This window comes from Burkholderia sp. LA-2-3-30-S1-D2 (assembly GCF_001523915.2).
Classification (GTDB): domain Bacteria; phylum Pseudomonadota; class Gammaproteobacteria; order Burkholderiales; family Burkholderiaceae; genus Burkholderia; species Burkholderia diffusa.
Genome location: NZ_CP013383.1, coordinates 432,114 through 452,754, shown reverse-complemented (window position 1 = coordinate 452,754; position 20,641 = coordinate 432,114). Strand labels below are relative to the sequence as shown.

The following is a 20,641-nucleotide window of genomic DNA, read 5'->3' as shown; positions in this document are numbered from 1 at the left end:
CGTAGAAATATATGGGTCTTTATTGCCTCCATTCTTGGAGGGTGTGACTTTCTCGGAATGAAGAACGAAGCCATCAATAAACACGAGTACTCTATCGTGCAAGCTGTCGAGTATAACTATCGAGATGTTGAGAACAGTGCACCCTACATTCTTCTGCCTGGGGCGCTGCAAACCGAGAGAACGGTCGTCGGCTTTCCGATTAAGGGACAAAACAGAGGGTACGCGATGATTTTGGCAGATGCCATTGGCAATCCTAAAGTAAAAATTTTACCCGATGACGTTCCGTTTTTAGTTACCAAACACGCACTTTCCGAGATACGAGAAAAGACCAAACTCTCCGATGAGGTTGATAAATATCTTGCCACACAGATAGAGCCTCCTGGTCAGATTCAGGATTAATGTACTTGTCTTGATCGGCTGAATGAGTCAGATTTAGTTCTCCGTCGATGGAGAAAGAAGTATCAGTGCGATCACCTTGGCCCACCGCAGGAACTGACGGACGAGCAGAGCGAGATTGCGTGGAGCGCGGAGTACCGTTCTTGGGCGTCGCGTAGGGGGCGATCCGCAAGGCATTGGGGAAGGCACTGATCACCAATCCCATCCGGTTCCAGGGGCAATACCATAACCATGAGTCGGGGCTGCATTACAACCGATGTCGGCATTATGATCCGGAGGCGGCGCGGTATATCAGCCTGGATCCAATTGGCTTACGAGGCGGGCTCAATCTATACGCATACGGCCAAAGTAATCCTGTCGCGCGAGTCGATCCGCTCGGTCTTCAGGCGAGGGGGACAGTTCTCCTTGGGATGGGACATTTATACAAAGCTGATGCGACACCACCGAGACCTGCGCTTGCTCACCATCCTCAAGCAAGACTTCTACTGAATGATATTTCCGACAACTCAATTCCAGCAGATGTACTACGCGGGTGTTTGGCCTGGAGTAAATATCCCTATAGATGCTCCGCAACCCTATTGTTCCGCGGGCTACTATGGCGATGATCCTCTTTCAGATCTTAGGTCGACGGATGATTCCGGCCTTACTTGCAAGGCACGCCCCAAACATTACAATCAATCGTATTCTGTATTTGGAGATAATTCCCGTAAATTTACGCGCACCGCACTGGGAGGACTGTAATGCCGCGCATCGTAAGGTTAAATTTATTTACTACTTTTTTGGCGCCTTCATTTATTTTCTTTATCGCAATGTGCGGGCAACAAACTTACCAGGAAAAATGGCGTAATTGCGTTGAAAGATGCAAAAAGATAGGCATGTTTGGGAAATTAGAGCCAACCCACCCCCAATACGGAAGAAAGATTTCAAATAGCCTTGAATGCCGCTGTTACTAACCACACGACAAAACAAGAAGATGCATCTACAACCGCCATCGCCATTTCATCCTCCAACGCGGCAGACCAACATCGCAAGATCAGATCAAATTGAATATCAGCATAATCTCATATGCCAATATCAAAAAAACTGACACCCGAATTGACCTACTCGGTTTACAGAAAACTGGGCAGCGCCACACGGAATGGGTAATCCGCATCACAACGATACCCGCAAATCCATCAATACCATAAAACTCTACCGACGGAAGCGCATTGGGAGAGATATCCAATTTCCATTGACCCCTTCAGCAAGTCCTCGGCGAATGGGTCAGCGTAAACATAGCATGGACGATGCCTGAATCATATTGCACCGAGGGTTACCATGGCGATGATCCGTTAGAAGATCTTCGCGCGGCTGATAATTATTGATTTAGCCAAAAAGAACGATCAATTTTTCATCAAATAGAAATATATTATAAAACTTACCCACAAAAAAGCAAAAGCTTTCACAAATCAAACTCATGGAAAATTATATCAAGATTATTTTGTATACGGGCTTATCTTTGCTGGTTATGGTATTTGTCGCGACAAAATGCGGCATGTCAAGCTTTCAGGATGTCGGACAGCGATGCATAGATGATTGTGGCAAGCGCGGAATGTTTGGTCGCTTGAATGCTCCTGCTAGTTATTCTCCGCGACATACTGCCCTTAACTATGAGTGCAAATGCTATTAAATTCCACATTAAATTAGCTTACCCAGGATTGCCCGGCGCACTTGTGAAAGAACGCAGGACCACAGTGAGCTGCCCGTGACGTTGGACAGGTAAATTGGGTCGCCACGCTCCTCCGTCTGTGGCGTCAACGAGAAACCCCACCCTGGCGGCGTACTTAACTATGTTACAGATCCTCCCTTCGCATCCAACGCACTTCCGCCAGGACAATGGATGGGGAAAGGGCACTTCCCTTGACAGGAGCCACATAGATACTTCCCTTCAAGATATCACGAGGGTGACGCATTTCAGAATGACAAGGCAATCGATGATTAAAATTTTATACTCCCAAAAAATACAACATTTAAAACGGGAATTTTCAACGAGAGGCACGGACAAGAGGGAATTCATTTCACGAGAAAGGCATTGAAATGAAACGAATGGCGAAGATTTTTTTATATGTTCTTCTTTTTGCTTTGGCGGTGCTGTTTGTCCTGGCAAAATTTAGCGAACCAAACATAAATGAGCGAGAGGGCCAATGCCTCAAGGCTTGTGGCGACCGCGGCATGTTTGGGATCTTGGAGGCACCGTTTCCAAATTCGACTAGGAACACCGTCGCAAATTACACGTGTAAGTGTTATTGAGTATGATCATGGCCGATGGAGGCTTACAGAAGCTGCGGGAGACTGCCGTCAAGAGCGCATGCCTGCTGGAAGTACGGGTGGGATGGCGACACGCTGGCGTGGGAGAGCAAGATCGCCGACGAGGACGGCTTCGGCGCACGCACTACGTCTACGGGCCCGGCAGCTTTGTGCCGGCGACGCAGGCGGTGCGCGAGGAAGCCATCGAATTGCTCGACCAGCCCGAGTACGGCGATTACTACCGGCAGGATGAAGACCCGCTATGGCTGCCCTGCCGCCGCCGCCCGCACCAGCCATCAACAACCTGGCGTGGTACCACTCGGCACGCCGCAGGAACTGACGGACGAGCACAGCGAGATTGCATGGAGCGCGGAGTACCGTGCCTGGGGTGTTGCGCAGGAGGCAATCAGAAAGGCGTCGGGGAAGGCACTGATCGCCAATCCCATCCGCTTCCAGGGGCAGTACCATGACCATGAGTCGGGGCTGCATTACAACCGGTATCGGTACTACGATCCACAGGTGGGGCGGTACATCACACAGGATCCGATTGAGCTGGCCGGTGGCCTGAACGTCTATCAGTACGCATGGAATCCGATAAGCTGGATTGACCCGCTTGGACTTCAGACCGGCCCCGTATTACTCGGGATGGGGAACCTTTATCGCGCGAGTGCGCAGCCACCGCTGCCAACTCTTTCAAGCAACACGTCGATCAAAGGTATCTATGGTGACGTCTCCAATCTCGCGTTCCCTTCTCCCGTCCTTCCAGGGGAATGGGTCGGAGTTAACGTACAGTGGAGTATGCCAACCATCAAACAATATTGTGCGAAGGGATATTTTGGCGACACGCCGCTAGGGATGACTGACAATTCAGGTAGGCAATGCAGACGTCAACCGGATTTTCAAACTCAAAGCATCGTTCCAGAAGGTTGGTCTGATCGTCGCAAATTTACTTGCACGGAGTGGGTTCCGTATGACTCGGCTATTTAAGGATCCTGTATTTTTGATGGTTGCAACCATCGCCACCTTTTGTTTTATTGCAACTTTAGGGACAACTTCGAATCAGGAAACATACAATGAAAAACTGAGACGGTGTGCCGGCATGTGCAAGGAATCAAATCGCTTTGGTCGACTGATTGAGCCTAAGCCGGCTTCTCCGAAATATACGATAGTAGACTACAAATGTGAGTGCTATTAATTAATGATCAAGGGCCGCAGTTGCGCCTCCTTGTAGTTATCGCGGTCGACTGGAATCGGGAGTGATGGCGATCTGCTCCGCCTGCATCACCGCTGGCGCGATCTGCACGACCGGGATGGTGAGTTTCCCGGGTTCGATGTGAACGTGGAACGGTGACGATCCTCTTTCTGATCTTAGGTTAACCGGTGATTCGGGGCTCACTTGCAACGCATGCCCCAAACATTACGATCAATCACATTTTTTGGAGATGATTCTCGCAAACCTACGTTCACAGCGCCGGATGGATTGTGATGAGGCATATTTCAAGGACAAATTTTATAAATTTTTCTACGGCACTTTCTTTAATATTTTTTATTTCAATGTGCGGACGACCAACTTACCAGGAAAGATGGAATCAATGCATGAAAATCTGCAAAAAGAGAGGGGTGCCTGGGAAATTTTAGCCACTTTACCCTCAATATGGGCGGAACATTTCAAATAGCTACGAATGTCGCTTCCACCAATTCCCCGCCGGATCAAGAAGATGCCTCTACAACCGCTATCGCTATTATGCACGCAAAGCGCGCTGACTCATATATAAAAATCCGATCGGATTGAGTGGCAGAATCAATTCCCATGCTTACTTCATAAAAATCCATTGCCCGAATAGATCCACTCAGGCTTCATAAAATACTGACAGCGGCATTTTGAAAAAGCAATCTGAAGTGTCGCGAATCGAATTTTCAGGCTCCTGACGATTTTTCTGATCTTAGGAGCGTTCAGTAGCGCTAGGTGGGTTGAGCGAACCCTTTCACATCAGTGGCTTGAAAAATATGGTCCGATGAGCGCTCCTATTGTTCATCGAGATCCGACACGCCGGCGCACCACGACTACGCGACGTCACCGTTCCGCCGCTGGCGAATCGCCTAAACTACAGACCGTCCCCTCCGCGCGGCTCCTGCCAGCCACTGCCATGGCCCACCTCTTCTTCGCGGCGTCGATCCAGCGCCACATCGACACGCCCGAGCGCGACATCGACGCACGGACGCTCGGCGAAGCGCTTGAAACCGTCTTCGGCGAGCGGCCCCGACTGCGCGGCTATATCGTCGACGACCAGGGTGCGCTGCGAAAGCACCTGTCGGTGTTCATCGACGGCCAGCCGGTACGCGACCGGCAACACTTGTCCGATGCGCTCGGCGATGCCAGCCGCGTCTATGTCGTGCAGGCGCTGTCCGGCGGATAAAGGGACGCATCTCCATCGAAACAAGCGCCCGGTCGGACTTACTGGAGACACCCGACATGAACGATCGACTGCTCGTCGCGACCCGCAAGGGCCTGTTCGTGCTGCACCCCGACGGCAAAGGCGGCTGGTCGCTCGGCGAGCCGCACTTCATCGGCGAACCCGTCAGCATGGCGCTGGCCGACCCGCGCGACGGCACGCTGTATGCGGCGCTCAATCTCGGCCATTTTGGCGTCAAGCTGCATCGCCGGCGCACCGGTGCCGCCGCCTGGGAAGAATGTGCAGTCCCCGTCTATCCACCGCAGCCCGCCGACGCGCCTCGCGCTAACGCCGACACACACGCAGGTGCCGGCGATTCGGATGACGAAGCGCCTGCCCCGCCGCGCCCACCCTGGACGCTTCAGCAGATCTGGTCGCTCGAAGCAGGCGGCGCCGACGAGCCGGGCGTATTGTGGGCAGGCACGATACCGGGCGGACTGTTCCGCTCCGACGACGGCGGCGATTCGTGGGTGCTCAACCACGCGCTATGGAGCCGCCCGGAGCGCGCCGAGTGGTTCGGCGGTGGCTACGATGCAGCCGGCATCCATTCGGTGATGGTCGATCCGCGCGACAGCCGGCACGTGACGATCGGGATTTCGTGCGGCGGCGTCTGGCAGACGTTCGACGGCGGCGCGACCTGGCGCGTCAGCGCCGACGGCATGGAGGCCGACTACATGCCGCCCGAGCGGCGCGGCGAACCCAACGTGCAGGATCCGCACCGTGTCGTCCAGTGCGCGGCCGCTCCCGATGTGCTGTGGACTCAGCATCACTGCGGGATCTTCCGCTCGACCGACGGCGCAGCGCACTGGCAGCGGATCGAAGCGCAGCCGTCGAGCTTCGGCTTCGCGGTCGCCGTGCATCCGGCAGATCCCGACACCGCATGGTTCGTACCGGCGGTGAAGGATGCGTGTCGGATTCCGGTGAACGGCCGGTTCGTCGTCACGCGCACGCGCGACGGCGGCCGCAGCTTCGAGAGCCTGTCGAACGGGCTGCCGCCCGCGCCGGCCTACGACCTCGTGTATCGACACGGGCTTGCGGTGGACGACTCCGGCACGCGTCTCGCGATGGCGTCGACGACGGGAGGGTTATGGACGTCCGGCGACGGCGGTGAAAACTGGCAACAGGTCTCCGCGCATTTGCCGCCGGTGTATTGCGTGCGTTTCGGGTAACGAAGGACCCGAACGCCTCACAGCGGAATGCAGGCGCCGGACCGTTGCTTCACATTCGCGGCGCGATTCGGGCCACCGCCCCACGCGTGCGCGCGATTTCCGCTTCGAGCCACTCGAGAAACCGCCTGACCTGCGGCTCGCGTTCCCGCCCGGGCCGGCATAGCGCGACGAAGCATGCGCCGGCGAGCCGCACCGACGGCTCGATCGGCATCAACGCGCCGCGCTCGACGTGCTCGGCGACCAGCACGGAACTGAGCAGCCCGACACCCTGCCCGTGCAATACCGCCTGCAGCGCGTAATGCTCGTCGTCGTAGTGACGGAACACCGCGCGTTCGAGCCACACGTCCCTGCCCGCCGCACGACACCACGAGGCCCAATCGATCGACACCGGCAGCGGCGTATCCCACACGGTCTCGATCAAATCGAGGCGCTCATCCGAACGATGGGCATCGAACCCGGTAGCCGCATACGCGCCAAAATACTCGTCGATCAGCGCAATCTCGTGCAGTGCCGGAAACGTGCGCGACGTCGCGCGAATCGCGAGATCGATTCGCGCGTCGCGTTCGAGGTCGGCGAGCGTGTTGCCGGTCTCGACCTTGATGTTCAATTGCGGATCGACCTGCCGAAACCAGCCGAGGCGCGGAATCAGCCACATCGCTGCAAACGCCGGTGTAGTCGTCAACACGAGCGTACGCTCGCCGGTCGCTTCGGGCCGCACCGCGTCGAGCCCGCGGCTCAGTGCAAGCAGTGCATCGTGACTCGCGCGAAACAGGCGCTCGCCCTCCTCCGTGAGCCGCACGCCGCTCGCGCCACGTTCGAACAGCAGCACGCCGATCCGGCTTTCGAGCGACTTGATCTGATGCGACACGGCCGCGGGCGTCACGGACAACTCGTCCGCCGCAGCCTTGAACGAGCCGAGCCGCGCCGACGATTCGAATACACGCAATGCGGTCAGGGGAATTTTCGAGAACACGGGGCCTCGCGGGCCGGGTCCGGCCGGGTTGAATTCGATTCAATCGGGGTGAGATTAGGTGAATTGAAGCGCTCGCGCAACGCACGTAGCCTTGCGGGACGTCGTGGCACCGTGCCGCGCAAGCAACCGTCGAGTCACCGTCGAACCGGAGAAACAACGTGCAAGGCCTACCGCGCAGGATCACGCAGGCAGTGCTCTACGAAGCGATCGCCATTTCCTGCATCTCGCCTGCGATCGCGGCGATCTTCAAGCAGGGCCTCGTCTATTCGGGCGCGCTGTCCACAACGATGTCCGCGATCGCGCTGCTGTGGAACATGATCTTCAACGCGCTGTTCGAGCGCTGGGAAGCGTCGCGCCGGCAGCCGAGGCGCACGCTCGCGCGGCGAATCCTGCATGCGACCGGATTCGAGGGCGGGCTGATCTTCATTCTCGTGCCGGTCGTGTCGTGGTGGCTCGACATCTCGTGGTTCGACGCGTTCGTCGTCGACATCGGGCTGTTCGCGTTCTTCTTCTGCTACGCGTTCGTGTTCCAGTGGGCATTCGATCGCCTGTTCGACGTGCCGGCGGCGACGAAGGAATCGTGACGTTCGTTCGCGGCCGGGCGCTTCGCCGATCGGCTCCAGGCCCGAAAACAACGCGGCCCGCCCGCACGATACGGGAGGGCCGCGTTTCATCGCGCCGGCGCGCCGCCTTCAGCGAGCGCGCGGTTCGTCTCGTCGCTCAATGCACGCCGAGATACGCCTTCACCGCCGGCAAACCCGGCTTGCCGTCGATCGTCGTCACGCCCGCGAGCCACTTGTCGAGCGCCTGCGGATTCGCCTTCAGGTACTCGGCCGCCGCCTTGTTCGGATCCTCCTTGTTCATGATCGGCACCATCACGTGATTCTCGATCGTCGTCGTGAACTGCAGGTTCGACACGAACTTCGCGACGTTCGGGCAGCGCTGCGCGTAGTCGGGCGGCGTGGCCGTCAGCACCTTCGCTTCGCCGTAGTTCGGGCCGAACACGTCGTCGCCGCCGCTCAGGTAGTCGATCTTCATCTGCACGTTCATCGGATGCGGTTCCCAGCCCAGGAACACGATCCACTGCTTGTCGCGGATCGCGCGATTCACCTCGACCAGCATCCCGGCCTCGCTCGACTCGACCATCTTGAACTTGCCGAGGCCGAACTGGTTGCCGTCGATCATCTTCTTGATCAGCAGATTGCCGTCGTTGCCCGGTTCGATCCCGTAGATCTTGCCGTTGAGCTTGTCCGCGAACTTCTGGATGTCGGCGAACGACTTCAGGCCGCCCTGGTACACGTAGTCGGGCACCGCGAGCGTGTATTTCGCGCCGGTCAGGTTGGGCGTTGCGAGCACCTTGATCGTGCCGGCCTTCGTGAACGGCTGGATGATCGGATCCATCGTCGGCGACCAGTAGCCGAGGAACACGTCAATCTGCTTGCTCTTGATGCCCGCGAACGTGATCGGCACCGACGCGATCGTCTTGGTCGGCGTGTAGCCGAGCCCCTGCAGCATCGTCGATGCGAGACCAGTGGTGGCCGCGATGTCGGACCAGCCGACGTCCGCGAAGCGCACGTTCTTGCATACGGGCGGGTCGGCCGCATAAACCGCCGACATCGGCGCTGCAATCCCGATCCCGCATGCCGCTGCGATCAATAGGCGCTTCATCTGTCTTCTCCTCAAAGTGACGTCGTTTTTCATGAGTGCGGGATCGAGTGTTGAAACCGCGTGCCGAGATCCCGGCGGCGTCGCGGACCGAATGGCTCGCGCGGGTCGCGTCAGCGCCCCGGCAACCGTCGCTCGTAGCTCGGCGCGTGACCGAATTGCGCGCGATACGCCTTGCTGAAATGACACGGCGAATGGAATCCGCACGTCGTCGTCACGCGCGCGATCGATGCGTCGGTCGTGCGCAGCAGGTCGCGCGCGCGCTTCAGACGCAGCGTCAGGTAATAGTGGGTGGGCGACACATTCAGGTAAACCTTGAACATGCGCTGCAGGTGCCGCTGCGAAAGCCGCACGAGCCGTGCGAGTTCCTCGAGCGAAAGCGGCTCCTCGATGTTCGCCTCCATCAGCCGCACGACCTCGATCAGCTCCGCGCGCGAGAAACCGACGCGCGCATCGACGGGAATCGGCTGCGTGTCGGTCGAACTGCGGATGCGCTCCAGGATGAACTGCTCGGACACCTGCGCGGCGAGCTGCTGGCCGAAGCGCATGCCGACGAGGTTCAGCATCAGGTCGAGCGGCGCGGTGCCGCCGGTGCAGGTGAGCCGGTCGCGATCGACGACGAACAACTCGTCGGCGAACCCCACTTGCGGAAACTCCGCATGCAGCGCGGACAGGTTCTCCCAGTGCACGGTGCAGCGATAGCCGTCGAGCAGACCGCCCGACATCAGCGCATACGCACCTGTGCAGATGCCGCCGAGCGGCAGCCCGCGCTCGGCGAGCGCGACGAGCGTGTCGCGCGCGCCGTCGTCGACCACGTCGCGGATGCGGATCCCGCCGCACACGATCATCACGTCAGGCAGGTTCGTATAGTCGAGCGCCTGGGTCGGCCGCACCGCGATGCCGTTGCTGGCATGCACGGGCGCACCGTCGAGCGAATAGATCGACCACTGGTAGTGGTCGGATCTCCCGACGTAGTTCGCCATCCGAAGCACTTCGACAGCGCTCGAGAACGCGATCATCGAGAAATTCGGCAGCGTCAGGAAGCCGAAATGGGCAAGGGACGAAACCGGTGAAACGCAAGCGGCGGGCACGGCGGCAGCGGCGGCGGACGTCACATCGGGCTCCTGGCGAATTGAGCAGGTTGCACGCAGCCAGCCCCGTGGCAAACGCCACGGAAGCCGGTTTCGAATCAGGGGAGGCGGCCGGAAGGCGAACCGGCCGCCGGTTGCTTACGCTTGCGCGGGCGTGGCCTTCGCGCGGAGCAGTTGCTTCAGGCCGGAGAACAGCGGTGCTTTCACGGTGCCCGGCGCGCGGCCGAAGCTCTCGGTGATACGGTCGAGAATGATCGCGAGCAGCACGACCGACAGACCGCTTTCGAAGCCGAGGCCGATGTCGAGGCGCTGGATACTTGCAAGGACGTCGTTGCCGAGGCCACCCGCGCCGACCATCGATGCGATGATCACCATCGACAGCGCCATCATGATCGTCTGGTTCACGCCCTGCATGATCGACGGCAGCGCGTTCGGGAACTGGACCTTGTACAGCAGCTGCCACGGCGTGCAACCGAATGCCTGGCCGGCTTCGACGATCTCGCGGTTCACGTGACGGATGCCGAGGCTCGTCAGGCGCACGGCCGGCGGCATCGCGAAAATCACCGTCGACAGGATCCCCGGCACGCGGCCGAGACCGAACAGCATCGCGGCCGGAATCAGATACACGAACGCCGGCATCGTCTGCATCAGGTCGAGGATCGGACGCACGATCGCTGCGACCCACTTGCTCTTCGCCGCCCAGACGCCGAGCGGAATGCCGAGCACGAGGCTGACGATCGTCGACGACAGCGTGAGGCCGAGCGTGATGACCGTCTGGTCCCAGAAGCCCGTCGCGAAGATCAGCAGCAGCGACGCGGTGGTGAACAGCGCGAAGCGCCAGCCCACGCGCCACAGACCGACACCGATGAAGATCGCCATCATCAGCCACATCGGGATCGCCTGCAGGCTGTGCTCGATGAATGCGGCGAGGCCCTCGATCGCGCGGCCGATCGTATCGAACGTCGCCGCGTCATGGTCGAGCAAGTAGTGAACGGACTGGTCGACCCAGCTACCGAGCGGAATCATTTCAGACATGGGAGCCTCGCGAGCGCGTGATGGCCTTCAGGATAAGTGCGCGGTCGACCGAGCCGCAGTAGCAGCCGTCGTCGTCGACGACGGGCAGTGCATTCGGGCTCGCGACGACGCGCGCGACGACATGTTCGAGCGACGCATCGCGCCGGATGCTTTCGATCGGCCGCACGGACGGCGTGTCCTGACCGATCGCCTCGCGCGTGACGAAGCCGCGGATCTTGCGGGCGGCGTCCAGCACGAACGCGTATTCGGCGCTGCCGTTCAGCGTCGCCGCGACGTTCGCGGCATCGCACTTCGACATGGTCGGCACGGCGCCCGTCTGCATCAGGTCGCCCGCCGTCAGATAGCGGCTCGTGTCGATGCCGTCGAAGAACGCGCGCACGTAGTCGTCGGCCGGGTTCGCGATGATGTCCTGCGGCGTGCCGACCTGCACGAGCCTGCCGCCTTCCATGATCGCGATGCGGTTGCCGATGCGCAGCGCCTCTTCCAGATCGTGCGACACGAACATGATCGTGCGGCGCTGTTCCTTCTGCAGTTGCAGCAGCACGTCCTGCATTTCGCGGCGCTTGAGCGGATCGAGTGCGGAGAACGCCTCGTCCATGATCATCAGCGACGGATTCACGGCCAGCGCGCGGGCTAGGCCGACGCGCTGCTGCATGCCGCCCGACAGCTCGGACGGCAGCTTGTGCGAGAACGGTGCGAGACCGACCTGCTCGAGCACCTCCATCGCACGGCGTTCGCGTTCCTTCTTGCCGACGCCTGCGACCTCGAGGCCGAACGCGGCATTCGATACCACGGTGCGATGCGGCATCAGCGCGAACGACTGAAACACCATGCTCATGTCCTTGCGGCGCAGCGCCGTCAACGCGGAGCGGCGTGCCGACGCGACGTCGAGCCCGTCGATCAGCACCTTGCCGGCGCTCGGATCGACCAGCCGGTTCACGAGGCGGATCAGCGTGGATTTGCCGGAGCCGGACAGGCCCATCAGCACGAATATTTCGCCTTCCTGCACGTCGAACGATACGTTGTGCACACCGACGACCTGACCGGTACGCTTGAGCACATCATCTTTCGTCGCGCCGGCAGCGAGCATGTCGAGTGCCTGCTGCGGGTTGCTTCCAAATACCTTGCACAGACCTTCGACCACGACCTTGGGGGCATCCATCGAAACCTTCTCCTCGTGTAGCGGGGACTCACGCATCGCATAGCGTGCCTACATAGTTGCCAGAAAAAACCCCGACCTGCCGACGAATTACGACAAACGCTTGCGCAAATACGACACACCCGGCGGCCACGCCACGCGTGGCACGGCGCTCGGCGGCACTCGATTGCGGCGATGCAATACGCGCAAGGCCAATAGTGGCGGGCATCTCGAGCATGACTTGTGCGCAGCAGCGCGACGCGCAAGCGGTGTCGTTTTGCATCAACCCGCGGAGGCCGCGCGTCGCTTTGCGACAATTCCACGTCCGATCGGACGACCTCGTCTGCCCCGTTCGTGCGAAAAGAATGGTCGTACGAAACCCCGCATCGCGAACGTGCGACAGCCACGATTCGCAGCCCGCCCGCAACCCAGAAAATCCCCCATGGCCATTGTGATACATTGCCGGCAAACACGCTGATCGCGACGTCGCCGCGCGCCTTGGGCGTGGCGCTGCGCCGACGGCGTGCGCATGCCGGTTCGCCTGCCGGCCATACTGAAACAGCCTCGATCGAGCCGCGCGCCGATCGAAGGACGATAACGAAATGAGAGAGGGAGCAAGGCGATGAATTGGGCTTTTGCCGCAATCGGTTTCATCGTGGGCGGTATCGCCGCATTGTTCGGGGATTTCTCCGCCGCCAACGGCACGCTGCTCGGCGCGGCGGTGGGGTTCTGCATCGGTCACGCGCTGCAGCAACGCAAGCGCAAGAGCGGCGGCACGATGCCCGACGCATTCGCGATTTACACCAATCCCGCGACACCGCAACCCGCCCCCGTGCCGCTCGCGGATCGCGTCGCGCGCCTCGAAGCGACGGTCGACACGCTCACGCGCGAGCTCGATGTGCTGCGCGGTCAAATCTCGGGCGCGAAGGCCGGTGCCGCCACGACCGGCAGCGCCGCGCAAATGCCACCGGCGACGCCCGCCACCGTCACGCCTTCACCCGCCGCAATGCCGCCGCGGCCGTCCCTGCAGCCGGCCGTCGCGCGCGCCGGCGTGACGCCGTCGACGTCCATCCCGGCTCCCGCACCGGCAGTCGACTCGAGGACGAGCGACGCGACCGCCGCTGCCGGCGCGCCGACGAATCCGCCCGCGACGACTTCGCCATCTGCCCCTCCCGCCCCGCCGAAACCCCGCGAACCCGGCATCGCCGAACGCGCGTTCCGCGCCGCGCGCGACTGGCTGCTCGGCGGCAATACGGTCGTGCGCGTCGGCATCATCGTGCTGTTCTTCGGCGTCGCTTTCCTGCTCAAGTACGCGGCCGACAACAACATGCTGCCGATCGAATTCCGCCTGGCCGGCACGGCACTCGCCGCGGCGGCGCTCCTGGCGATCGGCTGGCGCGTGCGTGCGCGCCGCGCGGCATACGGCCTCGTGCTGCAGGGCGGCGGCATCGGCATCCTGTACCTGACGATCTTCGCCGCGACCAAGCTCTACGCACTGCTGCCGGTCGGCGCGGCGTTCCCGCTGATGGTCGCGGTGTGCGCGCTGAGCGCGTTCCTCGCGGTGAAGCAGAACGCGCTGCCGCTTGCATTCATGGGCAGTGCGGGCGGCTTTCTCGCGCCGGTGCTGCTGTCGACCGGCCACGGCAGCCATGTCGCGCTGTTCAGCTACTACGCATTGCTGAACGCCGGCATCTTCGCGATCGCATGGTTCAAGGCCTGGCGTCCGCTGAACCTGCTCGGTTTCGTGTTCACGTTCACGATCGGCTCGGCGTGGGGCGTGACGGCATACCGCCCCGCGCTGTTCGCGACCACCGAACCGTTCCTGATCCTGTTCTTCCTGATGTATGTCGGCATCGCGCTGCTGTATGCGGTGAAACGCGAACTGGCGCTGCGCCACTACGTGGACGGCACGCTCGTGTTCGGCACCCCGATCGTCGCGACGGCACTGCAGGCGGCGCTCGTGAAGGACATGCCGTTCGGGCTCGCGTGGAGTTCGGTCGCGCTGTCGGCGTTCTACGTCGCGGTCGCCGCATGGCTCGCGCGGCGCCGCGACCGTCTCGCGTTGCTGTTCGAAGCGATGCTCGCGCTGGCGGTGATCTTCGCGACGCTCGCGGTGCCGCTCGCATTTTCGGGCCCGACGACGAGTGCCGCGTGGGCGATCGAAGGCGCGGCGATCGTGTGGGTCGGCGTGCGCGAGAAACGCCTTGCGCCGTTCGGCTTCGGCCTGCTGATGCAGATCGCCGCAGCCGGCGCATTCTTCACGAGCCTGCTCGGGCCGGCCGACACGAACGCGCTGCCGGTGCTCAACAGCCCGTATATCGCGATGCTGCTGATCGCACTCGCCGGGCTGTTCACGGGCTGGTGGCTGCACGGGCGCGACGAGGCGCGCGCGTGGCACGCATGGATGCCGGACGTCGGCGCGGCGGCCGCGGCCTGGGGGCTGCTGTGGTGGCTAAGCGGCGGGCTGCACGAGATCCTCGTCTATGCGAGCCGCCACGTCGATCTGCATGCGGACCGCTTCGTCGTCGACGCGACCGCGCTGTTCGCAGCCGGCACCGCATGGCTTGCACACGTCGGGCGCCGCAAGCTCGCGTGGCCGATCGCCGAATGGCCCGCACTCGCGCTGACGCCGGTGCTCGCGCTGCTCGCATTGCGCGCGTTCGATGCGCACGAGGCACCACTGTCGGGCATGGGCGCGTTCGCGTGGCCGATCGCCGTCATCGCATGCTATGCGCTGTTGCTGCGTCAGTCGCGCGGCACGGCGGCGGCTGGCCCGGTCGCGGGCGCGACGGGCACGTCGGCCGTGGCGGCCGTCCCCGCCCCGGTGATCGCGCCGCTGCACACGCTGATGTTCTGGACGTTGTGCGGACTCTTCTCGCTCGAAGGCTTCTGGCGCCTGCGCGCGTTCGTGCCCGAAGGCGCGTGGAGCTGGAGCGCATGGGCCTACGGCTTCGGCGCGCTGCTTCTGCTGGTTTCGGGCCCCGGCTCCCGCCTGCGCTGGCCCGTCGCCGCGTTCCCGCGTGCGTATCAGGTGTGGGGGGCCGCACCGCTCGCCGCGCTGCTGTGGCTGTGGAGCATCGCCAGCGTGACGAGCGACGGCGATGCGTCGCCGCTGTTCTGGCTGCCGCTGCTCAATCCGCTCGACGTCGCGCAACTGCTGATCTTCGTCGCATTCGCGACCTGGCTGCGCCGCCTGAAGACGCTCGATGTCGTCTGGCATCCACTCGCGGCCGATCTGGCGGCGCTCGCGACCGTGTTCCTGTGGTTCAACGCGCTGCTGCTGCGCACGCTGCATCACCGTTTCCACCTCGCCTACGACATCGACGCCGTGCTGTCGTCGTTCGGCATTCAGCAGGTGTTCATGGTCGGCTGGAGTCTGTTCGCGTTCGCCGGCATGTGGCTGACGCGCCGCGACGGCATCGCGCGCGTGTGTGCGCTCGCGTCCTTGCCGCTGATCGTCGTGATGTGGGTCTGGACCTTCTACGCGAACTTCACGCAGGACGGCGGCAGCTGGGCGCGCGTCCCGCTGCTCAATCCGCTCGACCTCGTGCTCGTAGTGGTCTATGCGCTCGCCGCGTCGTGGTTCGTGCGCGCGCGCAAGCTCGGCTGGTCGTTCGGCAACTACCGCGTCGAGTTGCTCGGCGCGGCCGGCGCAACGGCCTTCCTGTGGCTGAACGCGATCCTGTTGCGCACGCTGCATCACTGGACCGGCGTGCCGTACGCGTTCGATGCAATGGCGGAATCGACGCTCGTGCAGGCGTCGGTTTCCGTGTACTGGACACTCTGCGCGCTCGCGACGATGATCTGGGCCACGCGCCGCGGGTTGCGTCCGCTGTGGTTCGTCGGCGCCGCGCTGCTCGCGCTCACGGTGATCAAGCTGTTCCTGTTCGACCTGTCGCACGTCACCGGCATCGAACGTATCGTGTCGTTCATCGGTATCGGCATCCTGCTGCTGTTGATCGGCTATTTCTCGCCGCTGCCGCCGAAGGCAGCGGCCCAACGGGACGAACACCAACCATGAAACGACTCGCAGCCCTGCTCGGCCTGAGCCTGCTGACGTCGTTCGCGGCGGCCGACGGCACGCCCGGTGCCGAACGCGTTGCCCAACGCTTCTCGCTGGATCTCGACGGCACCGCCGCGTATTACCAGCTGACCGTGCCGCAGGCCGTCTATGCGGCCAGCCGGCGTGACGATCTCGGCGACGTGCGCATCTTCAACGGCAACGGCGAGCCCGTGCCTTACTCGCTCGATGCGCCAGCGGCGGCGGCCGTGCCGCCGTCGCGCACGCCGGTGCACTGGTTCCCGCTGCCGCCGGCGCGCGCCGACGACGGGCACGCACCGCTCGGCGTGTCGGTTGCGCCGGACGGCTCGCTGCGCGCAGCCGTCACCGCGCCGGCGCGCGCGAAGCATGCGGCCGATCTCGTCGACCTGTCGCACGCGGACGGCGAGGTCGACGCACTGCTCGTGCACATGAGCGACGACAGCTACCAGGGGCGTGTCGCGGTCGCGGCGAGCGACGATCTGCGCAGCTGGCGCTCGCTCGGCAGCACGCAATTGCTGAAGGTCGGGCGCGGCGGCGACATGCTGATGCAGGAACGCATCGCGCTCGAAGGCACGGGGCCGCGCTACCTGCGGCTCGACTGGCTCGACGGCGCGCCCTCGATCGCGTCGATCGAGACCGAAACGCGACCGCACGATGCACGCACGGCGGACAGCGCGGCCGTGCCGCGCCAATGGCGCGAAGCCGCGCACGTGCGGGCCGGCAGTGCGCCCGGCGAGTATCTATTCGACACCGACGGCGCTTATCCGGTCGACCGCGTGCGCATCGACCTTCCACAGCCGAATACGGTTGCGCGCGCAACGCTGCAGAGCCGCCCCGACGCGCAAACGCCGTGGCGCGACGTCGCCGGCGGGGTGCTGTTCCGGCTGCAGGGCAAGGGAGGCGAACAGCGCAACCCGCCGCTGGCGTTCGCGTCGAATCCGGATCGCGCGTGGCGAATCGTCGTCGACATGCGCAACGGCGGGCTCGGCGGCGGCCAGCCGTCCGTCGTGGTCGGCTGGCATCCGGCCGCCCTGACCTTCGTCGCGCGCGGCACGCCGCCGTTCACGCTCGGCGTCGGCAATGCGTCGCTGCCGTCGTCGGCCGTGGGCCGCGATGCGCTGCTGGTCGGGATGGCGCCGGAAGTGCGGCCCGCGCGCGTCGGCGCGGCTCTGCCGGTCTCGGCGGCCCCGTCGGAGCCGGCCGCCGATAAGGACGCGATCCGCCGTTACGTGCTGTGGGGGGCGCTGGTCGTTGCGGTCGGCGTGCTCGGCACCATCGCATGGCGCCTCGCGCGCGGCAGCGACACGCACACACGCGACGATTGATACCACGCCGGCACGACGAATCAGGCCGCAGCCGCGCGCTGCGAGGCGTCGCAAGAAGTGGAACGATGGCGCGACGGTGTGCATGCGCATGCGTTCGGCGCCGTCGAACACGTGGCGGCGCTCACCGATCGTTGCGCCCGCAAGCAGTCCGTGACGCGCACGTCCGCGTCGACGCAAGTCGGCACGCGCGAAACCTTGCCCGCGATGCACGAAGCGGGCGCGAGCGCGGCCGGCTCGTCGTTGACATGCCCGGTGACGCGATCCAGACTCGCTGATCCTCAACAGCACCGCGAGCGCCCATGGTCACCTGCTTCCTTCGCTACGTCATCGATCCGTACAAACTCGAGCAGTTCGAAACCTACGGCAAGATGTGGATTCCGCTCGTCGAGCAATTCGGCGGCACGCATCACGGCTACTTCCTGCCTTCCGAAGGCGCCAGCAACATCGCGCTCGCGATGTTCTCGTTCCCGAGCCTCGCCGAATACGAACGCTACCGTGAGCGCTCGAAAACCGATCCCGCCTGCCAGGCCGCGTTCCGGTATGCAGAGGAAACGCGCTGCATCGTCAGCTACGAGCGCAGCTTCTTCCGGCCGGTGTTCGCGTAACGCCGCATAACGCCCGCGCATCGCACCCCCTTTCCGGCGCCGGACGAAAAAAAGCCCCGCCTGCATCCGCGCGGCGGGGCCAACCCATGTCAGTAGAGACATCATGGAGGAGACGGGCCCATCTTATCGAGCGCGGCACGCCGTCCCAACCAAGCATTTCTGCTATCCATCTGCGTCGCCGCGCGCACGCTCGCCCCATGCGCATGGCATATCGATAGAACGAAAAGTCGTTTTCAGAGTGGCGGCGGGGTCGTTACCATCTGGTTTTAAGCCTGTGCTTAGCCGGGCAAGCCATCCCCTAGGAGCGCCCCTTGACTGCATTCGATCAACACCGCCGCCCGTTCGTGGTCGGCATCGGCGGGACCACCCGAGCCGCGTCGTCGACCGAGCGCGCGCTGTCGTTCGCGCTGCGCGGCGCGCAGGCCGCCGGCGCACGCACGCGACTGTTCGACGGCCCGTTCCTGCATACGCTGCCGCACTACGCCCCCGAACACAAGACGCTGACCGACGCGCAGCGAGAACTGATCGACACCGTGCGCGAAGCCGACGCGATCATCATCGCGACGCCCGGCTATCACGGCGGCGTGTCCGGCCTCGTGAAGAACGCGCTCGACACGCTCGAGGAACTGCGCGCCGACGAGCGCCCGTACCTCGACGGCCGCGCGGTCGGCCTGATCGTCACGGCCTACGGCTGGCAGGCCGCCGGCACCGTGCTGATGTCGCTGCGTTCGATCGTCCACGCGCTGCGAGGCTGGCCGACCCCGTTCGGCGCCACCGTGAACACGCTCGAAACGCGCTTCGACAGCGCCGACAGTTGCTCGGATCCGAAGGTCGTCGCGCAGCTCGAAACCGTCGGCTCGCAAGCAGCCGAATTCGCGCTCGCGTTCGCGTCGCATCGCGCGGCCGCGCATGCCGCATCGGTCGACGCGCTCGCCCCCGTGCTGAAGATCGCCAACCAGTAACCCCAGCCTCCCTGCCACCCGCGCCCGGCCGACGACGTTCGCCGCGCGCGGGCGCGCGTGTCCGGCCGTCCGGCGCGCATCGCGACGTCGTCCCGCATGCTTCATGCCGGCTCGCCGCGCCGATAACGATCCGGCCCGCCACGTGATTTGCATTGGCCGAAAGATTGGTTCACGCGTGCCGCGCGTTTTCGTACGCTGAAAGCCCGAACCTTCCATGCGCACGCCATGAACCGCACGATCCGCTACAAGGGCTACGAAGTCGCCCCCGCTGCCGCCCGGCTGCCGAACGGGCTGTTCGCCGCGAACCTGACGATCGAGAAGGCAAGCGGCGGTCCGTCGCCGCGCGCCGTGTCGTTCAACGCGATCGATTTCTTCTTCGAAGAGGAGCACGCGCTGGCGTACGCGTCGCGCTGGGGGCGCCTCTGGGTCGACACGCAGGCCTGAGCGCAGCGCGGGGCGGCTCGAAAATACGCGATTACGAAAGCTATGCAAAAATCTTTCGACTCGTAATCGCATAACAACAGCCATGTCCGACACGCTGCTGAAAGACCATGCAGCGGCAGATCACGCCATGCGCAACTGGACCTTCAAGCACCAGGGTTCGGTCAGGATCGGTTCCGATGCGCACAGGCAGATGTTCTGCCGCATGCTGCTCGATACGCACAACCCGTACAAACCGGCCGTCATCGACTGGCCACCGCTCAAGCCCGACGAACTCAAGCGGCTCACGTCGCTGCCGATCTGGGACATCGCCGTGCAGACCGAAGGCCGCGCGTCGATCCGCGTCGCCACCTTCGCGGCGACCGTCGGCGATCCGCTGTTGCGCCAGGCGCTCGAGATGGACGGCGCCGAGGAGGCACGGCACAAGGTCGTGCTGTCGAAGCTGGTGCAGGCATACGGCATCGAGCTCGCCCCCGAGCCGCCCTATCCGGCACCGAACGACCCCGAGTGGTCGTGGATGGTGACCGGCTTCAGCGAGTGCATCGACAGCTTCTTCGCGTTCGGCCTGTTCCGCTCGGCGCAGCGCTCCGGCTTTTTCCCGCCCGAACTCGTCGACACCTTCGAACCCGTGATCCAGGAGGAAGGCCGGCACATCCTGTTCTTCGTGAACTGGTATGCGTGGTACTGGCGGAGTTTGCCGTGGTGGCGCCGGCCGTGGTTCTTCGCACGGGTTGCGGCCGTGTGGGCGTTCCTGATCCGGGAACGCATCGGCATCGCGCGCGGGATCGATGCGGACGGCGTCGCGCACGACGCGAACTTTCCGGCGACGAGCACCGCCGACATCGGCGATGCGCTCAACCCGCGCGAACTGATCGAACTGTGCCTCAGCGAGAACGACCGGCGGATGGCCGGGTACGACAAACGGCTGCTGCGCCCGATGTTCGTGCCGCGCATAGCGCGCCTCGCGCTGCGATTCCTGAGGAAGTAAGGCTGCGGCGGCAGGTTTCCGGCGTCACCTTGTCCGGGGCGATTTACTGCATCGCCCGGACCGGGTAGCACA

The 20,641-nt window shown here is 63.0% G+C and carries 17 protein-coding genes and 1 pseudogene; 13 read left to right on the top strand and 5 right to left on the bottom strand.

The features are described from left to right. Window positions 1–57 precede the first annotated feature (57 nt). The 6 genes from WS66_RS33510 (at window position 58) to WS66_RS02005 (ending at window position 6,304) form a co-directional block, all read left to right on the top strand. On the top strand, window positions 58–399 hold the full coding sequence (locus WS66_RS33510) for a hypothetical protein (protein ID WP_159086503.1): 342 nt from the start codon (window positions 58–60) through the stop codon (window positions 397–399). A gap of 18 nt (window positions 400–417) precedes the next feature. Next, window positions 418–588, top strand: a complete 171-nt coding sequence (locus tag WS66_RS34840; protein WP_082728792.1) for an RHS domain-containing protein — start codon at window positions 418–420, stop codon at window positions 586–588. Further along, the gene (locus WS66_RS34835; RefSeq protein ID WP_159086502.1) at window positions 573–1,001 is read left to right on the top strand and encodes an RHS repeat-associated core domain-containing protein; all 429 of its coding nucleotides are present in this window, start codon (window positions 573–575) and stop codon (window positions 999–1,001) included. The genes WS66_RS34840 and WS66_RS34835 overlap by 16 nt, the downstream gene beginning before the upstream one ends. 1,930 nt (window positions 1,002–2,931) lie before the next feature. Beyond that, complete coding sequence (locus tag WS66_RS34730; RefSeq protein WP_269467501.1) at window positions 2,932–3,669, top strand: RHS repeat-associated core domain-containing protein; 738 nt, start codon at window positions 2,932–2,934, stop codon at window positions 3,667–3,669. 1,160 nt (window positions 3,670–4,829) lie between these two features. Continuing rightward, window positions 4,830–5,099: a MoaD/ThiS family protein gene (locus WS66_RS02010; RefSeq protein ID WP_059598857.1), complete on the top strand. Its 270-nt coding sequence runs from the start codon at window positions 4,830–4,832 to the stop codon at window positions 5,097–5,099. A gap of 56 nt (window positions 5,100–5,155) precedes the next feature. After that, window positions 5,156–6,304: a WD40/YVTN/BNR-like repeat-containing protein gene (locus WS66_RS02005; protein WP_059598858.1), complete on the top strand. Its 1,149-nt coding sequence runs from the start codon at window positions 5,156–5,158 to the stop codon at window positions 6,302–6,304. A gap of 49 nt (window positions 6,305–6,353) precedes the next feature. Here the strand turns inward: WS66_RS02005 and WS66_RS02000 are convergent, their stop codons facing one another. Continuing rightward, a complete protein-coding gene (locus WS66_RS02000) occupies window positions 6,354–7,277 on the bottom strand; it encodes a LysR substrate-binding domain-containing protein (protein ID WP_059598859.1) in 924 nt (307 codons plus the stop codon). 158 nt (window positions 7,278–7,435) lie between these two features. Here WS66_RS02000 and WS66_RS01995 point away from each other — a divergent pair, with 158 nt between their 5' ends. Continuing rightward, window positions 7,436–7,861 carry a PACE efflux transporter gene (locus tag WS66_RS01995; RefSeq protein WP_059598860.1) on the top strand — a complete coding sequence of 142 codons (426 nt, stop codon included), beginning with the start codon at window positions 7,436–7,438 and terminating at the stop codon, window positions 7,859–7,861. A 136-nt stretch (window positions 7,862–7,997) separates the two neighbouring features. On the opposite strand, the gene WS66_RS01990 is transcribed toward WS66_RS01995, so the two are convergent. From WS66_RS01990 to WS66_RS01975, 4 genes and pseudogenes are all read right to left on the bottom strand, one after another. Then, a complete protein-coding gene (locus tag WS66_RS01990; RefSeq protein WP_059534053.1) occupies window positions 7,998–8,945 on the bottom strand; it encodes a choline ABC transporter substrate-binding protein in 948 nt (315 codons plus the stop codon). Window positions 8,946–9,055: 110 nt separating this feature from the next. Then, window positions 9,056–10,057, bottom strand: a complete 1,002-nt coding sequence (locus WS66_RS01985; protein ID WP_059598861.1) for a GlxA family transcriptional regulator — start codon at window positions 10,055–10,057, stop codon at window positions 9,056–9,058. A 114-nt stretch (window positions 10,058–10,171) separates the two neighbouring features. Beyond that, window positions 10,172–11,068 (bottom strand): choline ABC transporter permease subunit, encoded by an 897-nt coding sequence (gene choW, locus WS66_RS01980; RefSeq protein ID WP_059598862.1) that lies wholly within the window; start codon window positions 11,066–11,068, stop codon window positions 10,172–10,174. Continuing rightward, window positions 11,061–12,352 (bottom strand): annotated as a pseudogene (locus WS66_RS01975) (quaternary amine ABC transporter ATP-binding protein); the annotation flags it as partial. The pseudogene WS66_RS01975 and the gene choW, both read right to left, overlap by 8 nt. A 476-nt stretch (window positions 12,353–12,828) precedes the next feature. On the opposite strand from WS66_RS01975, the gene WS66_RS01970 reads away from it, so the two are divergent. The 6 genes from WS66_RS01970 to WS66_RS01945 all read left to right on the top strand — a co-directional run bounded on the left by WS66_RS01970 (window position 12,829) and on the right by WS66_RS01945 (window position 20,569). Continuing rightward, a complete protein-coding gene (locus tag WS66_RS01970; protein ID WP_059598864.1) occupies window positions 12,829–16,227 on the top strand; it encodes a DUF2339 domain-containing protein in 3,399 nt (1,132 codons plus the stop codon). Beyond that, complete coding sequence (locus WS66_RS01965) at window positions 16,224–17,573, top strand: DUF3999 domain-containing protein (protein WP_059598865.1); 1,350 nt, start codon at window positions 16,224–16,226, stop codon at window positions 17,571–17,573. The genes WS66_RS01970 and WS66_RS01965 overlap by 4 nt, the downstream gene beginning before the upstream one ends. Window positions 17,574–17,872: 299 nt before the next feature. Beyond that, entirely contained in the window at window positions 17,873–18,178 is a 306-nt protein-coding gene (locus tag WS66_RS01960) for an NIPSNAP family protein (RefSeq protein ID WP_059598866.1), read from the top strand. A 311-nt stretch (window positions 18,179–18,489) separates the two neighbouring features. Continuing rightward, window positions 18,490–19,140 (top strand): NADPH-dependent FMN reductase, encoded by a 651-nt coding sequence (locus tag WS66_RS01955; protein WP_059598867.1) that lies wholly within the window; start codon window positions 18,490–18,492, stop codon window positions 19,138–19,140. A gap of 225 nt (window positions 19,141–19,365) precedes the next feature. Further along, window positions 19,366–19,584, top strand: a complete 219-nt coding sequence (locus WS66_RS01950; RefSeq protein ID WP_059598868.1) for a hypothetical protein — start codon at window positions 19,366–19,368, stop codon at window positions 19,582–19,584. Window positions 19,585–19,666: 82 nt separating this feature from the next. Further along, window positions 19,667–20,569 (top strand): hypothetical protein, encoded by a 903-nt coding sequence (locus WS66_RS01945; RefSeq protein WP_059598869.1) that lies wholly within the window; start codon window positions 19,667–19,669, stop codon window positions 20,567–20,569. Window positions 20,570–20,641: the final 72 nt, after the last annotated feature.